Below are 20,953 nucleotides of genomic sequence, written 5' to 3'. Positions count from 1 at the left end.
TGCCGTTTTTGCATAGCCCGAGGAAAGACCCTGCGGTAGGTTCTCCCAGTGACATGTGGGGACTGCATCTGCGAATATTCCTATCGTTGTTATTGAATGCCTTGTGCATGCGGGCGACCAGGGTTGCGGTTCGGCAATGGCTACTTCAGAGCGGAAGTCGGCGGAAACGCCCGAGGCAACTGGGAGAGCCGGTCACGAACCGGCATTCTCCAGGACCATCAATCTGGCTCTCCAAGGGGGCGGAGCGCACGGTGCGTTTACCTGGGGTGTACTCGACCGACTTCTGGACGAGAAAGGCCTCGCCTTCGAGGGGCTCAGTGCGACCAGCGCCGGAGCGATGAATGCGGCGGTCTTTGCCTATGGGCTTGCGATCGGCGGTCGCGAAGGGGCACGCAAAGCGCTTACCGACTATTGGAAGCGGGTGAGCGATGCGGCCAGGTCGGGGCCGTTGCAGCCAAGTTTTATCGACCAAATGCTGGGGGATCACAAGCTGACCTGGTCGCCCGTTTTCTCCCTTATGGGGTTCGTGACACGTGTCCTATCGCCATATGAGTTCAACCCTTCAGACTATAACCCGCTTCGTGAAGTGGTCGAGCAATCGATCGATTTTGGCGTGTTGGGGCGCCCGGACTGCCCGGTCAAGCTCTTCCTCTCTGCGACGAACGTTCGTACTGGCAAGGTGAAGGTCTTCGCCGGAAAGGAAATTTCAATCTCTGCCGTGATGGCTTCGGCATGTCTTCCCACGGTGTTTCAGGCGGTCGAGATCGACGGCGAAGCTTATTGGGACGGTGGCTATATGGGAAACCCGGCGCTCTTCCCGCTGATCTACGACTGCAAGAGCACCGACATTGTCATCGTTCATATCAATCCGCTGTTTCGTGATGAGGTGCCGCGCACCGCTGTCGATATTTTGAACCGCATCAACGAAATCAGCTTCAATTCGTCGCTGATGCGGGAGATGCGGGCGGTCAGTTTCGTCACCAATCTTGCCACGCAGAAACGCCTCGTCGGTGAAGGGCTGAAACATGTGCTGATCCACAGCATCGCCGACGACGAATTCATGGGTGCACTTAGTCCCACAAGCAAGTACAACGCCGATTGGGACTTTCTCATTTATCTTCGCGACCAGGGGCGAAAATGTGCGGGCGACTGGCTCGCGAAACACTTCGTCAAACTGGGTGTCGAGTCGTCGGTAGACATCCATAAATTCTACCTCTGAATCTGATAGAAGGTCGTGATTGTTGTCGCTTGATGTCCGGTAGCCCGAAAAGACCCCTCACCATTCCTTGAATGTCGGTTCGGTGCACCCCCCGCAGACCCAGGGAAAGGTCCAATCAGCCGTACGCTTGGCGCTTTCGGGGAGGTACCTGCTCCAGGCGTCCGCGCGCACTGGGTTGAGTGACTGCCAAATGATGTCAAATGCCCCGGAAGAATTTATTTTGCCTATCACGACCGGCTTGGAAAGATGATGATTAGTGTTCATCACGACCTCGAAGCCGCTCGGCGCCTTGATTCTCTGACCATACATGGCCTGGCGAACCGCATCGACGTCGGTGGTACCCGCTTGGACAACGGCTTGCGCCCACATCCTGAAGCCAATGAAGGTGGCTTCCATCGGATCATTCGTAGTTTTGTCTCGTTGCTCGTTGAAATCCGCCCACATTTTCACGAAAGCCTCGTTCTCTGGTGACTGGATAGACCGGAAGTAATTCCAGGCAGCCAGATGCCCGACGGGGAAATTGTCAGCACCGAGTAATTCTCGCTCGCCGATCGAGAAGGCCATGACTGGAATTACCTTGGCATCTACGTGTTGGGCTGCGAGTTCCCTATAGAAGTACGTGTTTGCATCTCCGTTGATGGTTGATATGACCGCGGTCCTTTTTCCCTGCAAGCCGATGGCTCTGATCCGCTCGACGATTCCTCGCCATTCGGAGTAGCCGAACGGCGTATAAATCGTCGTGATATCCTCTGGCGATACGCCCTCGGCGGTCAAATACGCGCTCAAGATCCGGTTTGTTGTGCGCGGATAAACGTAGTCAGTACCAAGCAGAACCCACCTGCGAACTTCGCCTCCTTCCTTGCTCATCAGATATCGAACCGCCGGAATTGCCTGCTGATTGGGCGCGGCTCCCGTGTAGAAGATGTTGCGCGAGCTCTCTTCGCCCTCGTATTGCACGGGGTAGAAGAGCAGGCCGTTCAACTGCTCGAAGATTGGCAGAACGGATTTGCGGGAGGCGGAAGTCCAGCAGCCGAACACGACTGCAACCTTTTCCTTCGTGAGCAATTCCCGAGCTTTCTTGGCAAAGGCATCCCAATCGGACGCCGGATCAACGACGACCGGTTCCAATTTCCGTCCGAGCAGCCCACCTTTCCCGTTCTGGTCGGCTATCAGCATCAGAACCGTGTCTTTAAGTACTGACTCGCTGATTGCCATGGTGCCGGACAGAGAATGCAAAATGCCGATTTTGATAGTGGCTTCGTCTGCGCGAACCGTCGGACCGACGAGCAGGAACCGCAAGACGAGCAATCCAAGAACGACAACTCGCGGGACCGGAGCTGACTTCATGTCGATGCCCCGACGAGCTCGAAAACGCGTGTTTCCTTGGTCATGCCCTTGGCCAGGACCGACTCCAAAGCTCTGAACTGGAAACAATGTTGAGCCCGCAAATAGACGCCTTCGCTCACAAGGATATTGGTCCCAAACTGCTTGTTCAGGCCTTCGAGGCGTGCCGCCAGATTCACCGTATTGCCCAGGGCTGTGTAGTTCATGCGCTCCATCGAGCCAAGATTGCCGACGACGGCGTCCCCGACGTGAATGCCAAACCGCGTGAAGAATGGTTTTAGACCTTCAGCTTCAAAATGAGAGTTGAGTTTGTCACACGCCGCTCCGCCCGCAAGGGCGGCCCGACAGGCCCGCTCAACGTGGTCAGGCTGCGGATTGGGTGCGTTCCAGAACACCATTACCGCATCACCAATGAATTTGTCGACCGTTCCGGCTTCGGCGAGGAACGCCTCTGTAAGCACGGAGAAATAACGTGACATCTGGTGCATGAGAACGTCCGGATCGGCGGACTCTGCGATCGCCGTGAAATCCCGAACGTCGGTGAAAACGACGGTAATCTCCGCTCGGACTCCGCCAAGCTCGGTGGAGATGGAATTGTCGATGATCCCCCGGACGATTTCCTTGGGGATGAAGTGCGCGAACGACCATATGGCGCGCTGCGCGAGCTCCATGGCGCCGCCGAGCTCGTGAATTTCCTTAATGCGCGATGCGACTGGCAAGGGGGCGGGCGCAGCCAGCGTCTGAAGCTTGACCGCCTGAGCCGTTATGTTTTTCAGGGATCGCGACATTCTGCTGCTAAATATCCAAACGACGGGAACGAAGGCGGCGCCAACGATAGTTGCGAGCAATAGCCCGGTAAACTGCAGGCTCCGGACATTTTGAGCAAAGTCATCCTGGACCGCGAGCAGCAAGATGTTGGCGTTGTACTGCTCGCCCACAGTGAATTTTGCCATCCTGAACAGATAGTCCCGCCCCTGGTCGTCGCGGACGCTTCCTTCATAGCGGTCGCGACCGCGCGACGTTCGTAAGGCTGCCGCCACGACCCCGGTGTTGATCTCCTTGACGTTTGGCAATTGTCGTTGGGACGGATGTGTCATCGCATCGACAACGAACTGCGCGAAATCGGGATGGGCTATGAGCGAACCCATTGAGTCGAAAATCAGCACGATACCGTGCTCCCCAGGCCGTTGCGCCTGGACGAAATCGCTGAAGGCGTCGAGCTTGAGATCCGCGGCAAGGACGCCGGGCACTTTCCCTCGCAAGGGTGCGCTGATCGTGATCACGGGTGCACCGATGCTAAACGCAAGGTACGGCGACGAGACCAGCGGACGGTCGGCTTTCATCGTCTCGCGATACCAGGGCCGCTTGCGCGCGTCGTATCCGTATTTCCATAGATCAAGCTGTCCGACTTCGTTGCCTTGCCGATCTTCAAAGATTCGTCGCATTGGAAGTTCGCCACTCTGCGCAGGGCGGATCAAATTGATCGCAACGGTGGCCCCAGGCGTCGCACGTAGCCTCTCGCGTTGCTCATCGTTGAGGTCGCCAATGCGCCGCACCTGCAACCAGGCGCCATTTTTGAAACCGGCATAGATACTGTCCATTTGGGGCAGTTCCTGCAGTGCGGCCTTGAACAGGGGGATCGCGGGGCCCGTCTCGGTTCTCTCATTTGAATCGGCTACGCTGGAACTGGTCGCCAGCACATGCGCCAACGAAGCTATCGCGGTGATCTCCGTCTGAAGACGTCCCAAGGCCTTCGAGCTGGTTGCGTCCATATAGGCGGACGCAGCTTCCTTCGTTGCCCAACGAAGCGCCCGGACCTGAATGGCGATCAGCAAAACAGCAAGAGCGACGATAAAAGCCATCACCGCGAAGGTGAGCGAGGTTCGAAATGTCAACATTCCGCGTGCGCTCCTCAATCGTTAAGGGTGCAGCCGGTAAGTCTCGTCGCGGCGCAACTTGCGGATGATGACCATGAGAAGTCACGCATCACGGTCTCAATGCGGTCCATAATCAATTCAGTCGATCCTGCCGGCTATGCGGTTTCGGCAGATGAGCAACAGTGATTGCAGCAGCGCTCACCATCAGCGCAAATACCAGTCCCAGGATCGCAGCAAGCAGCGTCAGGAACGCGGCTATCAATGTCACGCGATGTTGCATTTGGGTCACGAAGTCCGCATCGGCGCGCAGAAGTGTCAGCATCTCTGCCCGGATTGCGTCCAGCTTGCCGTTGAGTTCGTTGCGGAGGACATCCACCCGGGTCAGGCTATCGTCAATCGCCGCTGTGTTGCCGGTGTCGAGCTGATCCAGCAGGCGACCAATGTCATCGTTAAGATGGCGCCGGGAATCGTCGACGGCCGCATCCAGCCGGGTTTATAGTCGCACCAGCGAAACCGTATCGCCGGCGGCCTGCTTTTGCACGAGGGCGCCGATAAGCTTGCGCGCCGATCCGATTTCGTTCTCGAATTCATCACCCTTTGCGTCAAAGCTGGCGCGAATGACAGCGACGTCATTCGAGGGCGATCGGACTTTAACAATACGATTCGCCGCAGTTCGAGCGCGCGTTCCACCGAACGAATGTCGGCGCGGGCAAGGTGGCCGTAGGCGGGAACGTAGCTTCGTGCAAGTTCAGCCAACTGGTTGCCAAGCTGGATCGCAGACACCATCGATAGCAGGGCGGTCACCGCCATCAGCACGATCAGGACTATGGCGATACCCATGATCTTTCGTCGGATCGATAGTGCGATCATCCGGAAACGTCCTCCAGCCCGATCTCGTACCGAAAATCCCTCGTCGGATCGGTCGATACGCTGTCCTTCAGACTAACATAGTCAGCGATGGACCAATTGCATTCCAGATCAGTTCCGCAAGTAAAAGCGACCAGCATCACCTCTCTCAGCTGGATCGGGTGATCATGCGCGCGTTCCACGCTGGTGGCTCATCGGACTAAAGCACCCGCTTCGCGCCCGGGATTTGCCGCAGCGCTCGCGTCAGCGCCCAACTGAATGCGACCGTCAGCACGAATACGATGGGACTTTCACGGTAGCTGGCATGTCAAAGTCAAACACACAATACTGCAACCACAGCGTGATCGGATAGTGGACCAGGAACATGCCGTAGGCATCGGACTGCATCCCAGCTGATCTTCGCCATCCGGCCGTCTGCGGCCAACAGCCCGCGATCCATATTTGCAAGGCCGATGCCGGCGCCAAAAAAGAAGTAGGTAGAGCATCAGGCGCCGTGCTGGAATCGAAAACGGCCCGAACCGCTGCCGCCACATTTGGTTTCAAGCCCTGACCGCTGCATAACGCGGTTCGAAGGTAGCAATACTTGCGCAGAAGGCGGCAGACTATGCGATTTCGGCAGACCCGGATTTCAATTTAACGAACCGAAATGAGACGGCGTCGTCGCGCGTCTATTTCGCTGCCATCGCTCAGAACCTGTGACGGCCCACATCGCTGGTCGCTCTATGCGGCTCGCCGCATCGCGGAGTGTGGTAGCTGCCTAGAGGGCTTCAGCGTTTGCGGATCAAATCCGCTCGCCTCCGGCGCGGTCCATTTCCGCGATGAAGTCCTCGTTCCACGGACAAGCCTGGCGACTGTCTCGGCATGGATGATATAGTCTCCCAAGGACGTCACCGCGATGGCGGTGTGTAGGGGTCGGGGCTGCCGAGTTTGATCGGAGGGTATGTCTTGAAGCTCTCCTCCAATCCGCCGATGATTTTCATCGCCGGGTCAGCGACCCACGAGTTGTAAGCGGCAACATCGCGCGCCTCCTTTCGGTCGGTAAGCAGATTGATGACTTTTGGCAAAGGCAATTTCTGTGGCGGCGCATACATATTCTCCTGCCAGACCAGGTGCACTTTCCAGTTGCGCCATTTCACAGCCGAGAGCCGGTCGGCTACATAGGCGGGAAAGCCTTCGCGGTTGGAGGCCTCCTGCTTGCCGAAGAAAAAGTCGAGCTGATCCACGCCATCAATCGGACGGTCCTTCGGAACGTCTGCGCCGCTGACGTGAGCGATCGTCGTGAAGAGGTCGACGATGTGAACGATCTCGTTGCTCACACGGCCTGCGGGCACCTTGCCCGGCCACCGAATAATGAAGGGGGCACGCAGCGAGCCTTCCATCGCGGTGAAGTAGGTCCCGCGCCAGGGCCCGCTATCACCATCCCAGGGGTTGGTGGCTTCCGGGCCATTGTCGCTGGTGAAAATGACGAGCGTATCGTCTTCAACGCCGGCCTGCTTGATGGCATCCAGGACCTGTCCGGTTCGGTAGTCCATCTCGGCGAGGCAGTCCGCCCAATCGCCGTTGCCGGTCTTGCCTGCGAACTCCGGATTCGGCAGTGTTGGCATGTGCATCAGCGAAAATGGAACGTAGGCAAAGAACGGCTTGCCGGCGCTTGCGTTACGTTTGATAAAATCGACGGCGCGCCTTGTGATCTCGGCTTCCATAGTTCGGCGATTGTCGACATTGAGAGTCGCGACAACCCGGGGTGTCTCACCGCTGCGCGCTTCGTAAATCGGCTCCGGCTCGACCAACCTGGCGCTCCAGCCCTGCTTGTTGCCGACCGATGGCCACATGCTCCGGGTCTCGTCCAGCGACGGCCACATCGCCTCGTCGTAAGTGCGCGGGATGCCATACCACTCGTCGAATCCTCGATTGGTCGGCAGCCGGGCCTGAGCGCTGCCGAGATGCCACTTGCCCCACATGCCGGTGGCGTAGCCTTGCCCCGACAACAACTGAGCGATCGTGACTTCCCACTGGGTCAATCCGTCGGGGACGCCGCCGATGGGGACTTCGTAGGTGCCGGAGCGGATCGCGAAGCGGCCGGTCATGAGCGCGGAACGGGACGGGGTGCACTGCGCCTCGACGTTGAAGTTGAGCAGGCGCGTTCCCTCACCGGCAAGTGCGTCGATACGCGGCGTGGCCGCACCGCGAAGAAGGCCACCGCCGTAAACACCCAATTCCCCATAGCCCAGATTGTCCATGAGCATGACGACAATATTGGGCTTCCTTGGCTGTTGCGCCAACACTGGCGAAAAGGCGACTGTCATCACGACAAGCGACGCCAACGAGCTGAACCGGACGCCTTCGATCATACTCATCTCACGCTCCGTTGTTGGACCAGGTTACCTGACCCGCCGACCGCATCGTCCGCTCAGATCTGGCCGGGTTGGGCAGGCGGGCTTGGCCAGTCTGACCGCAGGTTGGTTGGATTCTGGCGGTCGAACAAATCCTGGCGCAGGATTAATTGGCCCTTCCTGCCGACGTCCGGCAATGGCTTGCGGTACGTATCGTGAGCCGCCCCGACCGGGCGACGAGGGGCCTCGGCTGAAGCGAATGTCGGGAGCATCGCTGCAAAGACGAAAAGTATGATGGGCTTGCTACGCCTGGTCATGGGAATCATCTCCGCGGGCGCGTTGTTGGTCTCTGCGCCGATAATGCCCGAAGAGTTGAACAGAGGCTATGCGATTCCGGCACGAAGAAATATGCCTGAGGGTGATCGTCAGCATGGATCGTGCCATCCCGAGCCGCCGTCGCATCGGAGAGCGATATACGTCAATGCCCCAACGATCTCGACAAGCTTTCCAGGTTCTGCGGCCTGACGTGTATTAACCCATGTCGCGGCGCATCGATGTCGGCAATCAGGAGCAGGGAAATCGAAACGACCAGGGGCAGCACGAGAGCGAGCTTGCCGGTGGTCTGCATCCGGTAACCGAACAGCACGTTGCAGCACAGCGCAATCGCCGCCAGTAAATACCAGGCGGCTTTGGGAATCCGATTCCAGTAAGCCGCCTACGTATAGCCTTGCGAGTTGATGACGTCGTTCATGCCGGCGAGCACAAGGGAAGCAACGGGCCCCGGAAGGACCGCAGCCGGTCCTCGGACCGCAGCCCAGAGATCGGCCTCTTCTTGATTGGTCCGTTCGTCTATTCGTGTCGCGGCGCGTCATCGGCATTGATAAAGAACAGGATCCGTTGCTTTGTGTAGTCGCTCAGAAGCGCCCGCACCCTTGCGGTATCTGCCGGTGGCAGAAAGTCGGCACGCAAATATTCGGTTCCGATCGCATTGGCTTCCGCCTCCTCGAAATTTTTGCGTTGGTCGTAACGGTTGGTCGCCATCGAGAAGCTGAAGCCAATAATCAAGGCGAGCAGTGTCAGGGATGCTGCAAGGACGAGGCTCAGATCGTCCTTCTGCTCATCGGTCATGATAGATGGCGCCTGCGCACCCGTGCGCTTGTCACTGAAGCAAGTGACAGCGACACAAAGGCCACCGCGAATACCAGTACGGGATAATGTGTCAGCTTTCCATGAATGGCTTGCCTTCTTCGTACGGACGGGCAAGGGATGCTTCTTATAGAGCAACCGATCTCACTGCGCGATGACGGAACTGACGCTGTGCCAGCCCCGATCCTTGAGAGCGATCAGCGGTGGTGCTGGCAGAGTTACTGGCGGATCGATTCTCTTGGTGCCATCGACGACAAGACGTGCGACGTCGATTTCTCCATCAGTATAGTAAGGATCGCCCTCGCCATTCCGCGCGAACAGGGTTGGCCCTATCCCTGATATCGTGAAAAACGCCTCGACCATATCGGCAGCGCGTAAGTCATGCATCAGCAAGTCGCGTTCGGCGTCAATATCAGGCCCAATGTGATGGGTGACTTGCCCGGTGTCGCGGCTGAGCCCGACCCCCCGGTCGAATGTTATCGAGCCGAGCCAAACCGGTCGGCCACTCGCTCCTTTTTCAAGGACCTGCCATAAGCGGACATGGTGTCGGCGATCAGCACTGGTACCAATTGGTTTTTCGAACGCGAGCTCTTGCTTTTTTCCATCGTAATAGAGCGGGCTGACCGGCGCGTCGTGGTACGGTCGATCGAGTACGACGCTGCCAATGATGTCGATGCTGGTCCGCAAGGTAATGGCGTCTGCGGGAAACCATTCGGCAGCATGCATCGCGCGGGTGATGTCTTCCTTGTCGCCGACCAACCCCACGTTAAGCGCATCACCGGGAATGCCATCAGCGGTACGCGTCACCATGGGCAAATCGGCAAGGCCGGGTTCGTGTTCATGGTGCGTCCACAAAGCGGGCGCCAGGACGTAAGCCAGCGAGAGATAGGCGATTGCAGCGGCCCCGAGACCGATGAGCCATCGCCGACCTCTCGCAGACAAATTCATCCAACTGTTCCCCGCGGCCTTTTCAAAGACAGAGGTTCGGCGGCGGCGTGGTGGTGCCAGTAGGCAAGCATCACCGCCCCAATACGACGAAACTGACGTTATCCGTTCTAAATAGTGACCAAAGTGCTGACTATGCAAGAACGGCCAGAACCGCCGAAAAATCGAGAGACGCCGGCCTGTTCGTCGCGCGGATGACGGATCCCTGTCGTTCGATCGTCGGGCCAAATCTGCCGGATTTGCATAGACGCTAACTGCCCATTCGTTAAAGCTTCGCTTTCGGCGGGTTCGAAAGCACCGTTCGAAAGCAACTGGTGTAGCGCCTGGAGTTAGGCAATGAAGTGCAAATCTCTGAGCATGATAGCTGGCGGGACCCTTGGGCTGGCGCTGGGTTTGACTTGCTCGTTTTCTGCGCTCGCCGAAGTCGATCCTTTGCCTTCATGGAATGCCACGCCGACGAAGCAAGCCATCGTCGAATTCGTCGGACGCGTAACTACAGCCGGCGGGCCTGATTTTGTCGCACCCACGGAACGGATCGCGACATTCGATAATGATGGCACACTTTGGGTTGAACAGCCGATGTATGTCCAACTGGCTTTTGCACTCGATCGGGTGAGGGCAATGGCACCTCTGCATCCTGACTGGGCGTACATGGAGCCGTTTCAATCGGTCCTAGAGGGTGACGTCGAAGCCTCGGCCAAAATGGACGAGCACGATATCGTTCAATTGATCATGATGACCCATGCCGGCATGACTAACGATGAATTCTCAAAGATCGTGACGGACTGGCTCACCACGGCACGCGATCTGCGCTTCAAGCGGCCCTATACCGAATTGGTCTATCAACCGATGCTCGAATTGCTCTCCTACCTGCGGGCAAACGGTTTCAAAACCTTCATTGTGTCGGGTGGCGGTGTCGAGTTCATGCGTCCATGGACCGAGAAAGTATACGGCGTTGACCCTGAGCAGGTGATTGGATCGTCGATCAAGACCGAATTCCGGATGCGGGATGGCATCCCCACTCTATTCCGGGTGCCGTATTTGAATTTTATCGACGACAAGGCCGGTAAGCCGGCTGGCATTAACGAGGCAATCGGCCGCCGTCCGATTGCGGCGTTCGGAAACTCTGACGGTGATCTCGATATGCTCCAGTGGACGACCATCAGCGATGGCGCGCGTTTCGGTGCTATCGTTCATCACACGGACGCCGAGCGCGAATATGCCTACGATCGGCAGTCCCATTTCGGACGTCTCGACGTTGCATTGGATGCGGCCGTTACCAACAGATGGACCGTGATCGATATGAAGAAAGATTGGAAAGTGATCTTTCCATTCGATCTGCGCTAAGTTTCCACACGATGTGTTATGGGACCAGTTGGCGAGCGCAGATGATGCCTCTACTCCCCGGAAAACTCTTTAGTTGCGCGGCTCCTTGAGATAGATCAAGCTCCGCCCACGTCAAGTCGCACAACTGGCATCACGCAACTAGACGGTGGTTGGGGAATCCCATTTGACGGGGGCTCCCGCGTTGTTTGACGTCCGACAGATCGTTGTTGTCGGCAAATCCTGGAGGGGGATAATGCCTTGGAGCAGGGTACTTAGCTTTACCGACCCCACTTCGTACCAGTCGGCATTTCAATCAATCGATATCGATCTAATTCCTGCCGGGAAAGGCAATTTCTACGCGGAGTTGACACAAGTCAGCATGAACAAGCTGTGGGTTCACGCGGCGCATGAGGATCTGCCGCGCATCTGTATAGGCGCGGCCAAGCTGCGTCGTGCCGCCTTCGGCTTTCTTACCAGGTCGAACCAGCCGGCGATGCAGCATTGCGGCATGAAGGTTTTGCCGGGCGACATTGTCATTGACGACACCGACTTGATGTTTCGGCGGACAGAGGTCGACTGCAATTGGGGGGCGATGTCGATGTCGTGGGATGATCTCGGCGCTCTTTACAACGCGATCATGGGCCGCGAGTTTATCGCACCAGCGAGGAAACATCCCGTAAGACCACCTTCTGAGCTGATGTCTCACCTGCTAAACCTTCATGCAATGATTGTCCAACTTGCGAGAACCACACCTGACATTCTTTCTTTCCCCGACGTAGTCCGTGCGTTGGAGGAGGACATCACCCTAACCTTAATCCGGTGCATCACCGAGGGTGAAGCACCGAAGATGACTGCGGGAGACCAACGTCATGACCTGATCATGGCTCGGTTCGAGGAATTTCTCGAGCGTCATCCTGACCGGCCATTATACCTGACGGAGATTTGCGCGGAGATCGGCGTAGCCGAGCGGACCCTGCGGGTCGTCTGCGAAAAACATTTGGGGATAGCGCCGATCCGCTTTCTCGCGATACGGCGGCTCCACCTTGTCCGTCGCGCACTTCGACAGGCGGACCCCTCGAAGACGACCGTTACCCGAGTTGCGATCGATCACGGTTTCTGGGAGCTTGGGCGTTTCTCTGTGGCCTATCGAGCCCTCTTTGACGAGTCGCCGTCGGATTCACTGCGTCAGCCCTGCGCCGATATCTCGAAGGTATCTGACGTCACCCATTGCCGCAATTGCGAGTTACCGACGGGCACTCCGAGCTGCTGATTGTCTCCGCTCGAATAGCGAGGCAACTTTCGAATCAATCAATCACATTGGGCAGCGCGAATAGCTGAGCGTGAACTCCGGCATTCCCGGAAAAATTCGTGCGATAGTGTTCTCATCGATGATTTTCGCGCTGAATTGAACATTCGATGTCATGATGTCATCCGCACACTTCGCGATCATATGAACGACATTCCCGTCTTCCCTTCGCCTGTTGATGGTACAGGTCTGCATCTGTCCCCGAATCTTGTCTCCCTCCAGGATGAACCCCCCGCCGTACTGGTCAGAATCCTGCCTGAAAGAAATCGCGCCATCCTTCTTGATGAACACTTGGCCGCAGGAGGAAGGAGAAGTGGCCCATGGGCCATTTACTTCGAGCGCATTCGCTGGAACCTCGAGGGCAATCCAACTAGCGACCAGAATCGGAATGAGGACGCACGCTCTGGGCTTCATTTGTTTCTCCCGCGTTGCCAGTTGGCCGGCCATTCGGCGGCGCATCACAGTTTATGCTAGACCATTGCCGGATGCCGGCTATGCAACTTCGGCAAAGGGGAGATAGAGTTCAGCCGGTTCGAGGCATTTGCCTGGCTAACCGGCGCGTTCAAACTCAGCTGATGCTCGAAGTGGGCAGTTCGACAATGAGCAAAGCATTCCCGGTGCTGGAACACAGCCGGTGGACGTCAATGCTATTTCGTCACAAGATGCCGGGTCGGCTTCGCATCCGTTTCTGCGGTTGGGGAAATCGCAAATGTCAGCCACGTATTCCAACCGGACGGCCGATTTGCCGCGTTGAACTCCCCGTATGCCTTCACGTTAAGATATCCCTGCATGCCCCCGATGGGAAAGAGATAGCCGAACTGCGGGCCTATGCCGAAGACACGGGATCTGAAGCCGCCGAGGAGAGGATGTCCGCCTGTGTCGTCCGAAATCTGCTGATAGGCGTATCCGACGAAACCAACGAAGGTCTGTTTCGAAAGAAACTGGGCCACACTCCAGTCAAAATGGAAATCGATCCCGCTTTGAACTTGCGTGTCGGGATTCTTGAAATTGTAGGTGAGTCCCGCAACGCCGGACAGTGTTACGCCCGTAGCGGGGTTCAAGTAAGTGTAGCCGCCGCCCGTATCGATCGCGCCGTGGCCGATGCCGAGATTGGCGATACGGCTCGGATCATAAGCGCCGACTGGAATATCACCCGTCACGTAGGTCATGTAGTTGTTCACGCCCGAATTCCATTTCAGGGTGATCATCGGATAGAGATCGCCGACGGATGTAATCGAATCTCCGATACTTCCCATCCGGGTTGCGGCAAATCCTCCGACATTGGCTGTCAGCGTTCCGTCGATGGTCGCGGCCGAACGGCCGAATATTCCGGTAACGCCGATCGCCAATTGGCCGCCGAGGACCGGGGTGCCGAATGTGTAGGTCGGGTTCAGCAGCAGGAGATCGGCTTGCGCATTCAAGCTTGCGTTGAAGCTGACGTTGACGTTCGGTGCGAACCTGCCGATCTGAATCTCTCGCGCCGCAGCGACGGAGCCGGATGCTGCTACGCTGGTGTGATAATAGACAGTACCCATGGACCAGCCTGACGCCGATTGTGGGGCTGCTGGTAGACTGCTGACCTGTCCAGGCAGCCAGAACGAAACGCCACTTTCGTCGGCGCGAGAAACCTGGGGAACGAGGATCAGCAGCGTACCGATCGCGCCGGCGCCAAGCCGCAAGCCGCTCCAGTTCAGACGATCACGTTGCATCTGCCCGCTCCCCGGTAAATTCGGTCCCCATGCTATCTGTAGTTCTGGAAGATGCTATGCAAAAACGGCAAAAGGCTCCAACTGTTCGCCTCTGATGTGTCCGCGCAACACTTAGGGTGTACCGGGCGAGCCGCGTGGGGCCGTCCGGATGCGACAAGACGTCTGAAGGGCTCCAGCTTCCGAAGTTGCATAGGCAGATCGTGGCCGATCTTTCATGCTGCGTGCTTGGCATGGCCGACAACGACGGCGGCGCGCCTCAAATGAGAACATTTGGATGGTGGAGAACGGCACGGCCACGTTTGCCAGTCCCGACGAGTACCGCGCTGCAATTGAGGCCGCGAAGGTCGATCTCTTTGTCACTTCAGGCGGAGACTTCAAAGGACGCCTTACCCGGTTGAAGTTAGGCGGGCTGCATCTGCTGAGGGGACGGGAGAATCTGCCGCGCATTGCCTTCGTTGCATTGTCCCCCGCTCATGTGCATGTCTCGCTTCCGGTGAGCGGGCGACCCGGCTTGATATATTGCGGGATCGGTTTGAATCCGGGCGACCTGATTTTCCATTCGCTCGGCGAGCGAGCGCATCAGCGGACAGCTGGGGAAGGGGACTGGTGCGTCATATCGCTGGCACCCGAGGAACTGGCCGCATGCAGCAGGACATTGACCGGCAAAAGTATCAAGGCGCCATCAGAGAGCTGCGCAATAGTGCCGGCACGCGGCACAGCCAGATTGTTGCTGAGCCTGCTTTCAAAGGCATGTCGTCTCGCCGAAGCCAAACAGGAGCTGATTGCGAGCCCTCAAGTTGAGCGATCACTCGAGCAAGAACTTCTGAATGCGTTGGTGAATTGCTTATCCACGGAGAGCGCCGATAGACCCTTGAAGTGGAGGCGACGCCATGCCGACATCATGGTGCGCTTCGAAGAGGCCCTGGCGGTACGAGGTGAGACCCATTTGAATCTGTCGGAACTCTGCGCCACGATCGACGTCCCGGAGCGGACCTTGCGACTTTGCTGCGCCGAATTTCTGGGTGTGAGCCCGGGCCGGTATCATTTGTTGCGGCGGTTGAACAGGGCGCGGTCGGCGTTGAGGCGCGCCAATCCGAGCACGGCAAGTGTTTCCGAGATTGCGCGGGGTCATCAGTTCACCGAGCTTGGGCGCTTCGCCGTGGCTTACCGCGTCTTTTTTGGTGAAACCCCGTCATCAACACTGCGCCGCGTTTCAATCGAAACGGAATAGTTGGGAGACGGTCTGCCGAATTCGCATAGCGCACCCAAAGCGAGCTTGGGAAGGTTGATATCGTGGGGAGCTCAACCGCGGCTACCGGCCAATGACATCTCTTTTTTGCAGCAGCCTGCCGGACTTCGAAAGTCTGTCTGTTCACCCATCACGATTTTGAAGATAGGAGCTGAAGCGATGAAGATGAGTAAAAGTCTAAGAAATAAGCTGTTTTCAACCGCTGCCCTGGCCGCGGCCAGTTTGCCGGCGATTACTTTGCCAGCCGTTGCACAAGGGGCGTCTGGCAAGCCCAACATTCTTTTCATCATGGGTGACGACATCGGCATCATGCAACCGAGCATCTACCATCGCGGTCTGATGGTCGGAGAGACTCCGAACATCGATCGCATCGGAAACGATGGTGCGCTCTTCATGACATATTATGCCGAGCAGAGCTGCACCGCCGGGCGCAACGCCTTCTTCACCGGCATGCATCCGCTTCGCACGGGCATGATACCTCCGCAGCTGCCGGGCAGCCCGTCCTGGCTGCGGCCCGGTACCCCCGCCGTTGCCAAGTTCTTGCTCGACCTCGGTTATAACACCGGCGAGTTCGGCAAGAATCACCTTGGTGACAATCCCGAGGCGCTACCAACCGCGCATGGTTTCCAGGAGTTCTGGGGCTATTTGTATCACCTCGACGCGATGCAGGGGGTGAGTTTTCCTGACATCAACAAGAGCCCGACCGTGCAAGGCATTGCGCCCCCGTGCAGGGCAACCCCGGTCCCGGGCCTCACCGATGTCCCCGGTGCCGTGGATCCTCGAACAACGACGTGTCTGACGCCGCCGCGACCGGTGCTTGCGTGCAAATCATCGGACGGCTCGCAAGCAAACCAGACCTGCAGGGACGAAGGTCCCTTGACGCTCGACCGATCACGAGGCGTGGACGAGGAAATCTCGGCCAAGGTCATCGACTATCTTGATCGCAACGATCCCAAGAAGACCAACAAGCCGTTCTTCGTCTGGTACAACCCGGCGCGCATGCACATTACCACCGTGCTGCCCCCGAAATACGAGGCGATGATCGGCGAGCCGGGTGGCAAGGACTGGGGCCTCAACGAGGCCGGCATGAAGCAGATGGACGACAATATCGGCTATGTCATCAAGAAACTCGAGGACATGGGCCAGCTCGACAATACCATTATCGTCTTCACGACCGACAACGGCGCCGAGAACATCACTTTCCCCGACGGCGGGACCACCCTCTTCAAGGGGGGCAAGCTGACCACCTGGGAAGGCGGCATGCGCGCTCCCCTGGTCGTTCGCTGGCCGGGCCACATCAAGCCCGGCACGGTCAAGAGCGAGATGATGTCGGCACTTGATTGGCTGCCGACACTCGTCGACATCGCCGGCGGCCCGAAGGGCGACGCCTTGAAGAAGCAGATCGAAGCCGGAAGCTATCCCGGCATCGTCAAGACGACACTCGATGGCGTCGATCAGCGCGCCTATCTCGAAGGCACGGATAAATCCGCGCGCGAAGTCTTCTTCTACTACACCGGCGCGCAGCCATCGGCTGTACGCTACAAGAACTGGAAGATGTACTACACTATGGTGCCGGACACCGGGACCGGCGGGTTGTTCGGAGCGCAGAGCTTCCATTGGACGCAGGTTGCCAACATCAAGCGGGACCCATTCGAACAGACGGTCGGCTCCGATGCCAAATCGTTGCTGGGCTATGCCGGTTCGATTGGTTCGCCGAGCACCGCCTACCTATATGACTGGAATATTCTGCCGCTCGGCCAACTGCTCTGGGAAAAGGAGCTCTTCTCGTACAAGGACTTCCCTCCGATGCAGGCGCCGGAGACCTATAACCTCGACGGTATCCTTGCAGAGATGAAGAAGTCCGGTCATCAGAGCGAGTAACTGAACGCCTGCAGACATCCAACGTCAGTGGCCGGCCCAAAGGCCGGCCACTTTTAGCAAGATGTAGCGGGCCGGCTTTTGCGCATCGAGTGACGCTCGACAATGCACGCTCGAAACGATCCCGATCTTGTGAGGAATCCAGGGGAGAACACTCCATGAGCTTTGTAAGCAAGCTTCGATCGGATCTGCTCAGTCTGACCGCACTGACCACGATCGGGTCAATGACCGCCGGCACCGCTTTGGCGCAACAGCCGCAGAAGCCGAACATTCTCGTCATTATGGCGGACGACATCGGCTATTGGAACATCAGCGCCTACAATCGTGGGATGATGGGATACCGGACGCCCAACATCGATCTCATTGCCAACGAAGGTGCGATTTTCACCGATTATTATGGACAGCAGTCCTGCACCGCCGGCCGGGCTGCTTTCATCACCGGCCAAAGTCCGTTGCGGACGGGGCTTCTGAAAGTGGGCCTGCCTGGAGCAAAGGAAGGATTGTCGGGCAAAGATCCGACCATCGCTGAGCTGCTCAAGCGGCAGGGATATGCGACTGCTCAGTTCGGCAAGAACCATCTCGGCGATCGAAACGAATTTCTGCCGACCGTCCACGGTTTCGATGAGTTCTTTGGCAACCTCTACCATTTGAATGCCGAGGACGAGCCGGAGCACCCTGATTATCCGAAGAATTCTGCCTTTATAGAGCCCAGTTCGGCCCGCGTGGGGTCTTGAAATGCGTCGCGACCACCACCGACACGCCCGGTGACGACGCCCGGTTTGGCGCATGGGGAAAGCAGAAATGCCTGCGATGATACGCTGGCCCGGACTGGTGCCAGCGCACACCGAGATCAACGACGTCTTCTCCGCGGAGGACTGGGCAACGACACTGGTCGCGGCGGCCGGCGAGCCAGCTGTCAAGGAGAAGCTTCTGCAGGGTTATGATGCAGCCGGGCAGACTTTCAAGGTTCACCTCGACGGGTATGACCAGCGCGATCTTCTCAGCCGCAGGGGACCGGACAAACGCCGCGAATTCTTCTACTGGACCGACGACGGCAATCTCGCCGGCCTGCGCTATGATGCGTGGAAGGCGGTGTTCTTGGAACAAAATTCTGAGGGCTTGAGTGTCTGGCAGCAGCCGATGATTCAGCTCCGCTTGCCGATCCTGTACAATCTGAAATCTGATCCGTTTGAGCGCGCCCAGCATGAGTCCGGCGACTTCATTGAGCATGCCTTCGTAGTCGTTCCCGCGCAGGCGACCGTGGGCCAGCACCTTGCGAGTTTCGTGCAATTTCCGCCGCAGCAAAGACCAGGCTCGTTTTCCGTTGAGCAGGCGATAGAAAAGCTGCGATTGCCGCCGGTCAATAACTAGCAGGGGGAGACTCTCGTCACGACCAACATCGCGTTGCTGCCTCGGCAGTCGAGCACCTGGTGGCTTCTCCTTCAAGATTTTGCCGGAGTGATCCCGGGTCTGATGCTCGCGACCCACCCCCCCAGTCCATCCTGGGCACCAATTGACTCTATCGATAATTTGCAGGGGCCCGGGAAACGACTACGATAGCGCGCCATCGGCGTTTCTGCCGAATTCGCATAGTGACGAGGGCCGCCGCTCGGGCAGTATCGTCGTCGAAATTATAAGCGCTTATTGGAAAGGGCGGCCGGAGTTTGAAATGAATTTCACCGATACGAAATTCCATCCGGGTCAATCGCTCACGCGTCCCGCGGATGCGGGGATGGTATACGTGCCGGGCGGCACGTTTCGCATGGGCTCGGACAGGCACTACCCGGAGGAAGCGCCGGTCCATCGAGTCACGGTAGATGGCTTCTCGATAGACCGGACGCCCGTCGCCAACCGCCAGTTCCGCGAGTTCATCACTGCGACCAGCTACATCACCTTTGCCGAGGTGACGCCCGACGCGAAGGATTATACCAACGCTTTGCCCCACATGCTCAAGGCCGGCTCGCTTGTCTTCACTCCGCCCAAGGAGGCTGTTGACCTGCGTTACTGGGGCGAATGGTGGACGTTCGCATTCGGCGCCAACTGGCGCCGGCCTTATGGCCGCCACAGCAACATCCGCGAGCTCGACGACCATCCCGTCGCTCACGTCGCTTACCGTGACGTGGAAGCTTATGCCAGATGGGCCGGCAAGGAATTGCCGACCGAAGCCGAATGGGAGTTCGCCGCGCGTGGCGGATTGAACGACGCTGAATTCGCATGGGGTGACGAACTAACGCCTGCCGGCAAACACATGGCGAACACCTGGCAGGGCAATTTCCCGCATGAGAATCTCGCGGCCGACGGTTTCGAGCGAACCTCGCCGGTCACGGTATTTCCGGCCAACGGCTATGGTCTGTACGATATGATTGGCAACGTCTGGGAGTGGACGACCGATTGGTATTCGCCGAAGCATGAAGCGGATGCGCCGAAGGCCTGTTGCATTCCGGAGAACCCCCGCGGTGGCCCGGAGGGCGCGAGCTATGATCCGCGTGACCCGAAGATCAAGATTTCCCCGGAAGGTGCTCAAGGGCGGCTCGCATCTGTGCGCGCCCAACTATTGCCGTCGTTATCGGCCGGCGGCGCGTCATGCCGAGCCGATCGACACGTCGGCCAGCCATGTCGGGTTCAGGTGTATCTCCAGGAGAACATCGCCATGAGAAAGAACAAGGCGTAGCTCAGTTGGCGCGCCAATTTACCTGCCCCAGTATGAAGCGCTTTATTGACGCAAGTTAGTGATGATCTGCGCCGTCTTACGGATTTCTTTCTTTCGGTCCAGACGTAACGCGGGCAACTTGGTCGGCCATCGTCGATGCAAGTCCTTCGCTTCGCGGCGGTGCTTGCGGCTGACATCGCAGGGTATGGCTGTGACGAAGAAGGCACGCTGGCTCAACTTAGAATAATCCGTCAGATTCTCAGTATCCCTCCGGCGGCGGCCGCCTTGTGTAGTTTGAGGGGCGGCCCGAGGATTTGACCTTAAGTCTAGCTTTAAGGTCGCGTGGCGAATGCAGGTCAATGTGTTGGGCGCCGAACGTCGGCGGCGATGGGGTTACGACGAGAAGGTCCGCCTTATCGAAGAGACCTTGCGGGCTGGTGAGACAGTCTGCGGCGTCGCGCGCCGGCACGGGATGGCTCACAGCTTGCTTTTTACTTGGCGTCGACAAGCGCGCCAGGGTCGACTGGGCGGAGACTCCGTGCCGGCTCTCGTTCCCGTCGAGATCACGCCGGTGGCTGCTCCGATCTCGAGCGACGCGCCACTACCGGCGTCTTCCCCGCCTGCGCAGCGTGCAAGGGCTGGGATCATCGAGATCGAACTTGGCGGCGGCTGTCGCGTTCGCGTTGACCGTGACGTGGACGTTGAGGCGCTGCAGCGAGTTCTTGAGCTGCTGCGGCGACGATGATCCCGATTCCGAGCGGCGTCAGGGTTTGGATCGCCACTGGCCACACCGACATGCGTCGCGGCATGCGAAGCCTGGCTCTTACAATTCAGGAGATTCTAAAGCGCGATGCGCATGCTGGCGATCTCTACATCTTTCGGGGCCGCCGCGGCGATCTGGTCAAGATCCTCTGGCATGACGGATTGGGCATGTCGCTCTACGCCAAGCGTCTGGATCGCGGCAAGTTCATCTGGCCGTCGGCGTCGGCTGACGCGGTGTCGATCTCTGCGGCGCAGATGGCTTACATGCTCGAGGGCATCGACTGGCGGAATCCGCAACTGAGTTGGCGGCCGCAGAGCGCGGGTTGAGCGAAGAAACTGCGG

Annotated in this window: 17 protein-coding genes and 3 pseudogenes; 10 read left to right on the top strand and 10 right to left on the bottom strand. The window is 58.1% G+C overall.

Annotated elements, in window-relative coordinates; translation table 11 throughout:
• Positions 1-136: 136 nt before the first annotated feature.
• Complete coding sequence (locus ABID59_RS10640) at positions 137-1,219, top strand: patatin-like phospholipase family protein (RefSeq protein ID WP_354083356.1); 1,083 nt, start codon at positions 137-139, stop codon at positions 1,217-1,219.
• Between the two features lie 57 nt (positions 1,220-1,276).
• Here ABID59_RS10640 and urtA read toward each other — a convergent pair whose 3' ends face one another.
• From urtA to ABID59_RS10610, 6 genes and pseudogenes are all read right to left on the bottom strand, one after another.
• On the bottom strand, positions 1,277-2,566 hold the full coding sequence (urtA, locus tag ABID59_RS10635; protein WP_354083355.1) for an urea ABC transporter substrate-binding protein: 1,290 nt from the start codon (positions 2,564-2,566) through the stop codon (positions 1,277-1,279).
• Positions 2,563-4,461 (bottom strand): adenylate/guanylate cyclase domain-containing protein, encoded by a 1,899-nt coding sequence (locus ABID59_RS10630; protein ID WP_354083354.1) that lies wholly within the window; start codon positions 4,459-4,461, stop codon positions 2,563-2,565. The genes urtA and ABID59_RS10630 overlap by 4 nt, the downstream gene beginning before the upstream one ends.
• A gap of 112 nt (positions 4,462-4,573) precedes the next feature.
• Positions 4,574-4,816 carry a hypothetical protein gene (locus ABID59_RS10625; RefSeq protein ID WP_354083353.1) on the bottom strand — a complete coding sequence of 81 codons (243 nt, stop codon included), beginning with the start codon at positions 4,814-4,816 and terminating at the stop codon, positions 4,574-4,576.
• A 5-nt stretch (positions 4,817-4,821) separates the two neighbouring features.
• Positions 4,822-5,310: a hypothetical protein gene (locus tag ABID59_RS10620; protein WP_354083352.1), complete on the bottom strand. Its 489-nt coding sequence runs from the start codon at positions 5,308-5,310 to the stop codon at positions 4,822-4,824.
• Between the two features lie 196 nt (positions 5,311-5,506).
• Positions 5,507-5,825: pseudogene (locus tag ABID59_RS10615) on the bottom strand (acyltransferase family protein); the annotation flags it as partial.
• A 369-nt stretch (positions 5,826-6,194) separates the two neighbouring features.
• Positions 6,195-7,664 carry an arylsulfatase gene (locus ABID59_RS10610; protein WP_354083351.1) on the bottom strand — a complete coding sequence of 490 codons (1,470 nt, stop codon included), beginning with the start codon at positions 7,662-7,664 and terminating at the stop codon, positions 6,195-6,197.
• 514 nt (positions 7,665-8,178) lie between these two features.
• On the opposite strand from ABID59_RS10610, the gene ABID59_RS10605 reads away from it, so the two are divergent.
• A complete protein-coding gene (locus ABID59_RS10605) occupies positions 8,179-8,316 on the top strand; it encodes a hypothetical protein (RefSeq protein WP_354083350.1) in 138 nt (45 codons plus the stop codon).
• Between the two features lie 173 nt (positions 8,317-8,489).
• Here the strand turns inward: ABID59_RS10605 and ABID59_RS10600 are convergent, their stop codons facing one another.
• Positions 8,490-8,768, bottom strand: a complete 279-nt coding sequence (locus ABID59_RS10600; RefSeq protein WP_354083349.1) for a hypothetical protein — start codon at positions 8,766-8,768, stop codon at positions 8,490-8,492.
• A 162-nt stretch (positions 8,769-8,930) separates the two neighbouring features.
• Positions 8,931-9,734, bottom strand: a complete 804-nt coding sequence (locus ABID59_RS10595; protein ID WP_354083348.1) for an LssY C-terminal domain-containing protein — start codon at positions 9,732-9,734, stop codon at positions 8,931-8,933.
• Between the two features lie 354 nt (positions 9,735-10,088).
• On the opposite strand from ABID59_RS10595, the gene ABID59_RS10590 reads away from it, so the two are divergent.
• Both ABID59_RS10590 and ABID59_RS10585 read left to right on the top strand, forming a co-directional pair.
• Entirely contained in the window at positions 10,089-11,078 is a 990-nt protein-coding gene (locus tag ABID59_RS10590) for an HAD family hydrolase (RefSeq protein WP_354083605.1), read from the top strand.
• A gap of 232 nt (positions 11,079-11,310) precedes the next feature.
• Positions 11,311-12,327 carry an AraC family transcriptional regulator gene (locus ABID59_RS10585; RefSeq protein WP_354083347.1) on the top strand — a complete coding sequence of 339 codons (1,017 nt, stop codon included), beginning with the start codon at positions 11,311-11,313 and terminating at the stop codon, positions 12,325-12,327.
• Between the two features lie 42 nt (positions 12,328-12,369).
• Here ABID59_RS10585 and ABID59_RS10580 read toward each other — a convergent pair whose 3' ends face one another.
• Positions 12,370-12,777, bottom strand: a complete 408-nt coding sequence (locus tag ABID59_RS10580; RefSeq protein WP_354083346.1) for a hypothetical protein — start codon at positions 12,775-12,777, stop codon at positions 12,370-12,372.
• Between the two features lie 233 nt (positions 12,778-13,010).
• Complete coding sequence (locus ABID59_RS10575) at positions 13,011-14,072, bottom strand: SphA family protein (protein ID WP_354083345.1); 1,062 nt, start codon at positions 14,070-14,072, stop codon at positions 13,011-13,013.
• A 274-nt stretch (positions 14,073-14,346) separates the two neighbouring features.
• Here ABID59_RS10575 and ABID59_RS10570 point away from each other — a divergent pair, with 274 nt between their 5' ends.
• The 6 genes and pseudogenes from ABID59_RS10570 to tnpB all read left to right on the top strand — a co-directional run bounded on the left by ABID59_RS10570 (position 14,347) and on the right by tnpB (position 20,938).
• Positions 14,347-15,303 carry a helix-turn-helix domain-containing protein gene (locus tag ABID59_RS10570; RefSeq protein ID WP_354083344.1) on the top strand — a complete coding sequence of 319 codons (957 nt, stop codon included), beginning with the start codon at positions 14,347-14,349 and terminating at the stop codon, positions 15,301-15,303.
• A 177-nt stretch (positions 15,304-15,480) separates the two neighbouring features.
• The gene (locus ABID59_RS10565; RefSeq protein ID WP_502916792.1) at positions 15,481-17,202 is read left to right on the top strand and encodes an arylsulfatase; all 1,722 of its coding nucleotides are present in this window, start codon (positions 15,481-15,483) and stop codon (positions 17,200-17,202) included.
• Between the two features lie 155 nt (positions 17,203-17,357).
• Positions 17,358-18,570: pseudogene (locus tag ABID59_RS10560) on the top strand (sulfatase-like hydrolase/transferase).
• A 361-nt stretch (positions 18,571-18,931) separates the two neighbouring features.
• Positions 18,932-19,853 (top strand): annotated as a pseudogene (locus tag ABID59_RS10555) (formylglycine-generating enzyme family protein).
• A gap of 345 nt (positions 19,854-20,198) precedes the next feature.
• The gene (gene tnpA / locus ABID59_RS10550) at positions 20,199-20,594 is read left to right on the top strand and encodes an IS66-like element accessory protein TnpA (protein WP_354083343.1); all 396 of its coding nucleotides are present in this window, start codon (positions 20,199-20,201) and stop codon (positions 20,592-20,594) included.
• Positions 20,591-20,938 (top strand): IS66 family insertion sequence element accessory protein TnpB, encoded by a 348-nt coding sequence (gene tnpB / locus ABID59_RS10545; protein WP_354083341.1) that lies wholly within the window; start codon positions 20,591-20,593, stop codon positions 20,936-20,938. Before tnpA ends, tnpB begins: the two co-directional genes overlap by 4 nt.
• The last annotated feature ends 15 nt before the right edge of the window (positions 20,939-20,953 follow it).

Origin of the sequence: Bradyrhizobium sp. S3.3.6 (genome assembly GCF_040546905.1) — a bacterium.
In the GTDB taxonomy this organism is placed as follows: domain Bacteria; phylum Pseudomonadota; class Alphaproteobacteria; order Rhizobiales; family Xanthobacteraceae; genus Bradyrhizobium; species Bradyrhizobium cytisi.
The sequence above is the reverse complement of the archived record's forward strand: the minus strand, read 5'-3'. Positions and strand labels throughout refer to the sequence as shown.

Coding starts and splice junctions, on each gene's coding strand:
- ABID59_RS10640 (WP_354083356.1), top strand. CDS start 137: ATGGCTACTTCAGAGCGGAAGTCGGCGGAAACGCCCGAGGCAACTGGG.
- urtA (WP_354083355.1), bottom strand. CDS start 2,566: ATGAAGTCAGCTCCGGTCCCGCGAGTTGTCGTTCTTGGATTGCTCGTC.
- ABID59_RS10630 (WP_354083354.1), bottom strand. CDS start 4,461: ATGTTGACATTTCGAACCTCGCTCACCTTCGCGGTGATGGCTTTTATC.
- ABID59_RS10620 (WP_354083352.1), bottom strand. CDS start 5,310: ATGATCGCACTATCGATCCGACGAAAGATCATGGGTATCGCCATAGTC.
- ABID59_RS10610 (WP_354083351.1), bottom strand. CDS start 7,664: ATGAGTATGATCGAAGGCGTCCGGTTCAGCTCGTTGGCGTCGCTTGTC.
- ABID59_RS10605 (WP_354083350.1), top strand. CDS start 8,179: ATGTCGCGGCGCATCGATGTCGGCAATCAGGAGCAGGGAAATCGAAAC.
- ABID59_RS10600 (WP_354083349.1), bottom strand. CDS start 8,768: ATGACCGATGAGCAGAAGGACGATCTGAGCCTCGTCCTTGCAGCATCC.
- ABID59_RS10595 (WP_354083348.1), bottom strand. CDS start 9,734: ATGAATTTGTCTGCGAGAGGTCGGCGATGGCTCATCGGTCTCGGGGCC.
- ABID59_RS10590 (WP_354083605.1), top strand. CDS start 10,089: ATGATAGCTGGCGGGACCCTTGGGCTGGCGCTGGGTTTGACTTGCTCG.
- ABID59_RS10585 (WP_354083347.1), top strand. CDS start 11,311: ATGCCTTGGAGCAGGGTACTTAGCTTTACCGACCCCACTTCGTACCAG.
- ABID59_RS10580 (WP_354083346.1), bottom strand. CDS start 12,777: ATGAAGCCCAGAGCGTGCGTCCTCATTCCGATTCTGGTCGCTAGTTGG.
- ABID59_RS10575 (WP_354083345.1), bottom strand. CDS start 14,072: ATGCAACGTGATCGTCTGAACTGGAGCGGCTTGCGGCTTGGCGCCGGC.
- ABID59_RS10570 (WP_354083344.1), top strand. CDS start 14,347: ATGGTGGAGAACGGCACGGCCACGTTTGCCAGTCCCGACGAGTACCGC.
- ABID59_RS10565 (WP_502916792.1), top strand. CDS start 15,481: ATGAAGATGAGTAAAAGTCTAAGAAATAAGCTGTTTTCAACCGCTGCC.
- tnpA (WP_354083343.1), top strand. CDS start 20,199: ATGCAGGTCAATGTGTTGGGCGCCGAACGTCGGCGGCGATGGGGTTAC.
- tnpB (WP_354083341.1), top strand. CDS start 20,591: ATGATCCCGATTCCGAGCGGCGTCAGGGTTTGGATCGCCACTGGCCAC.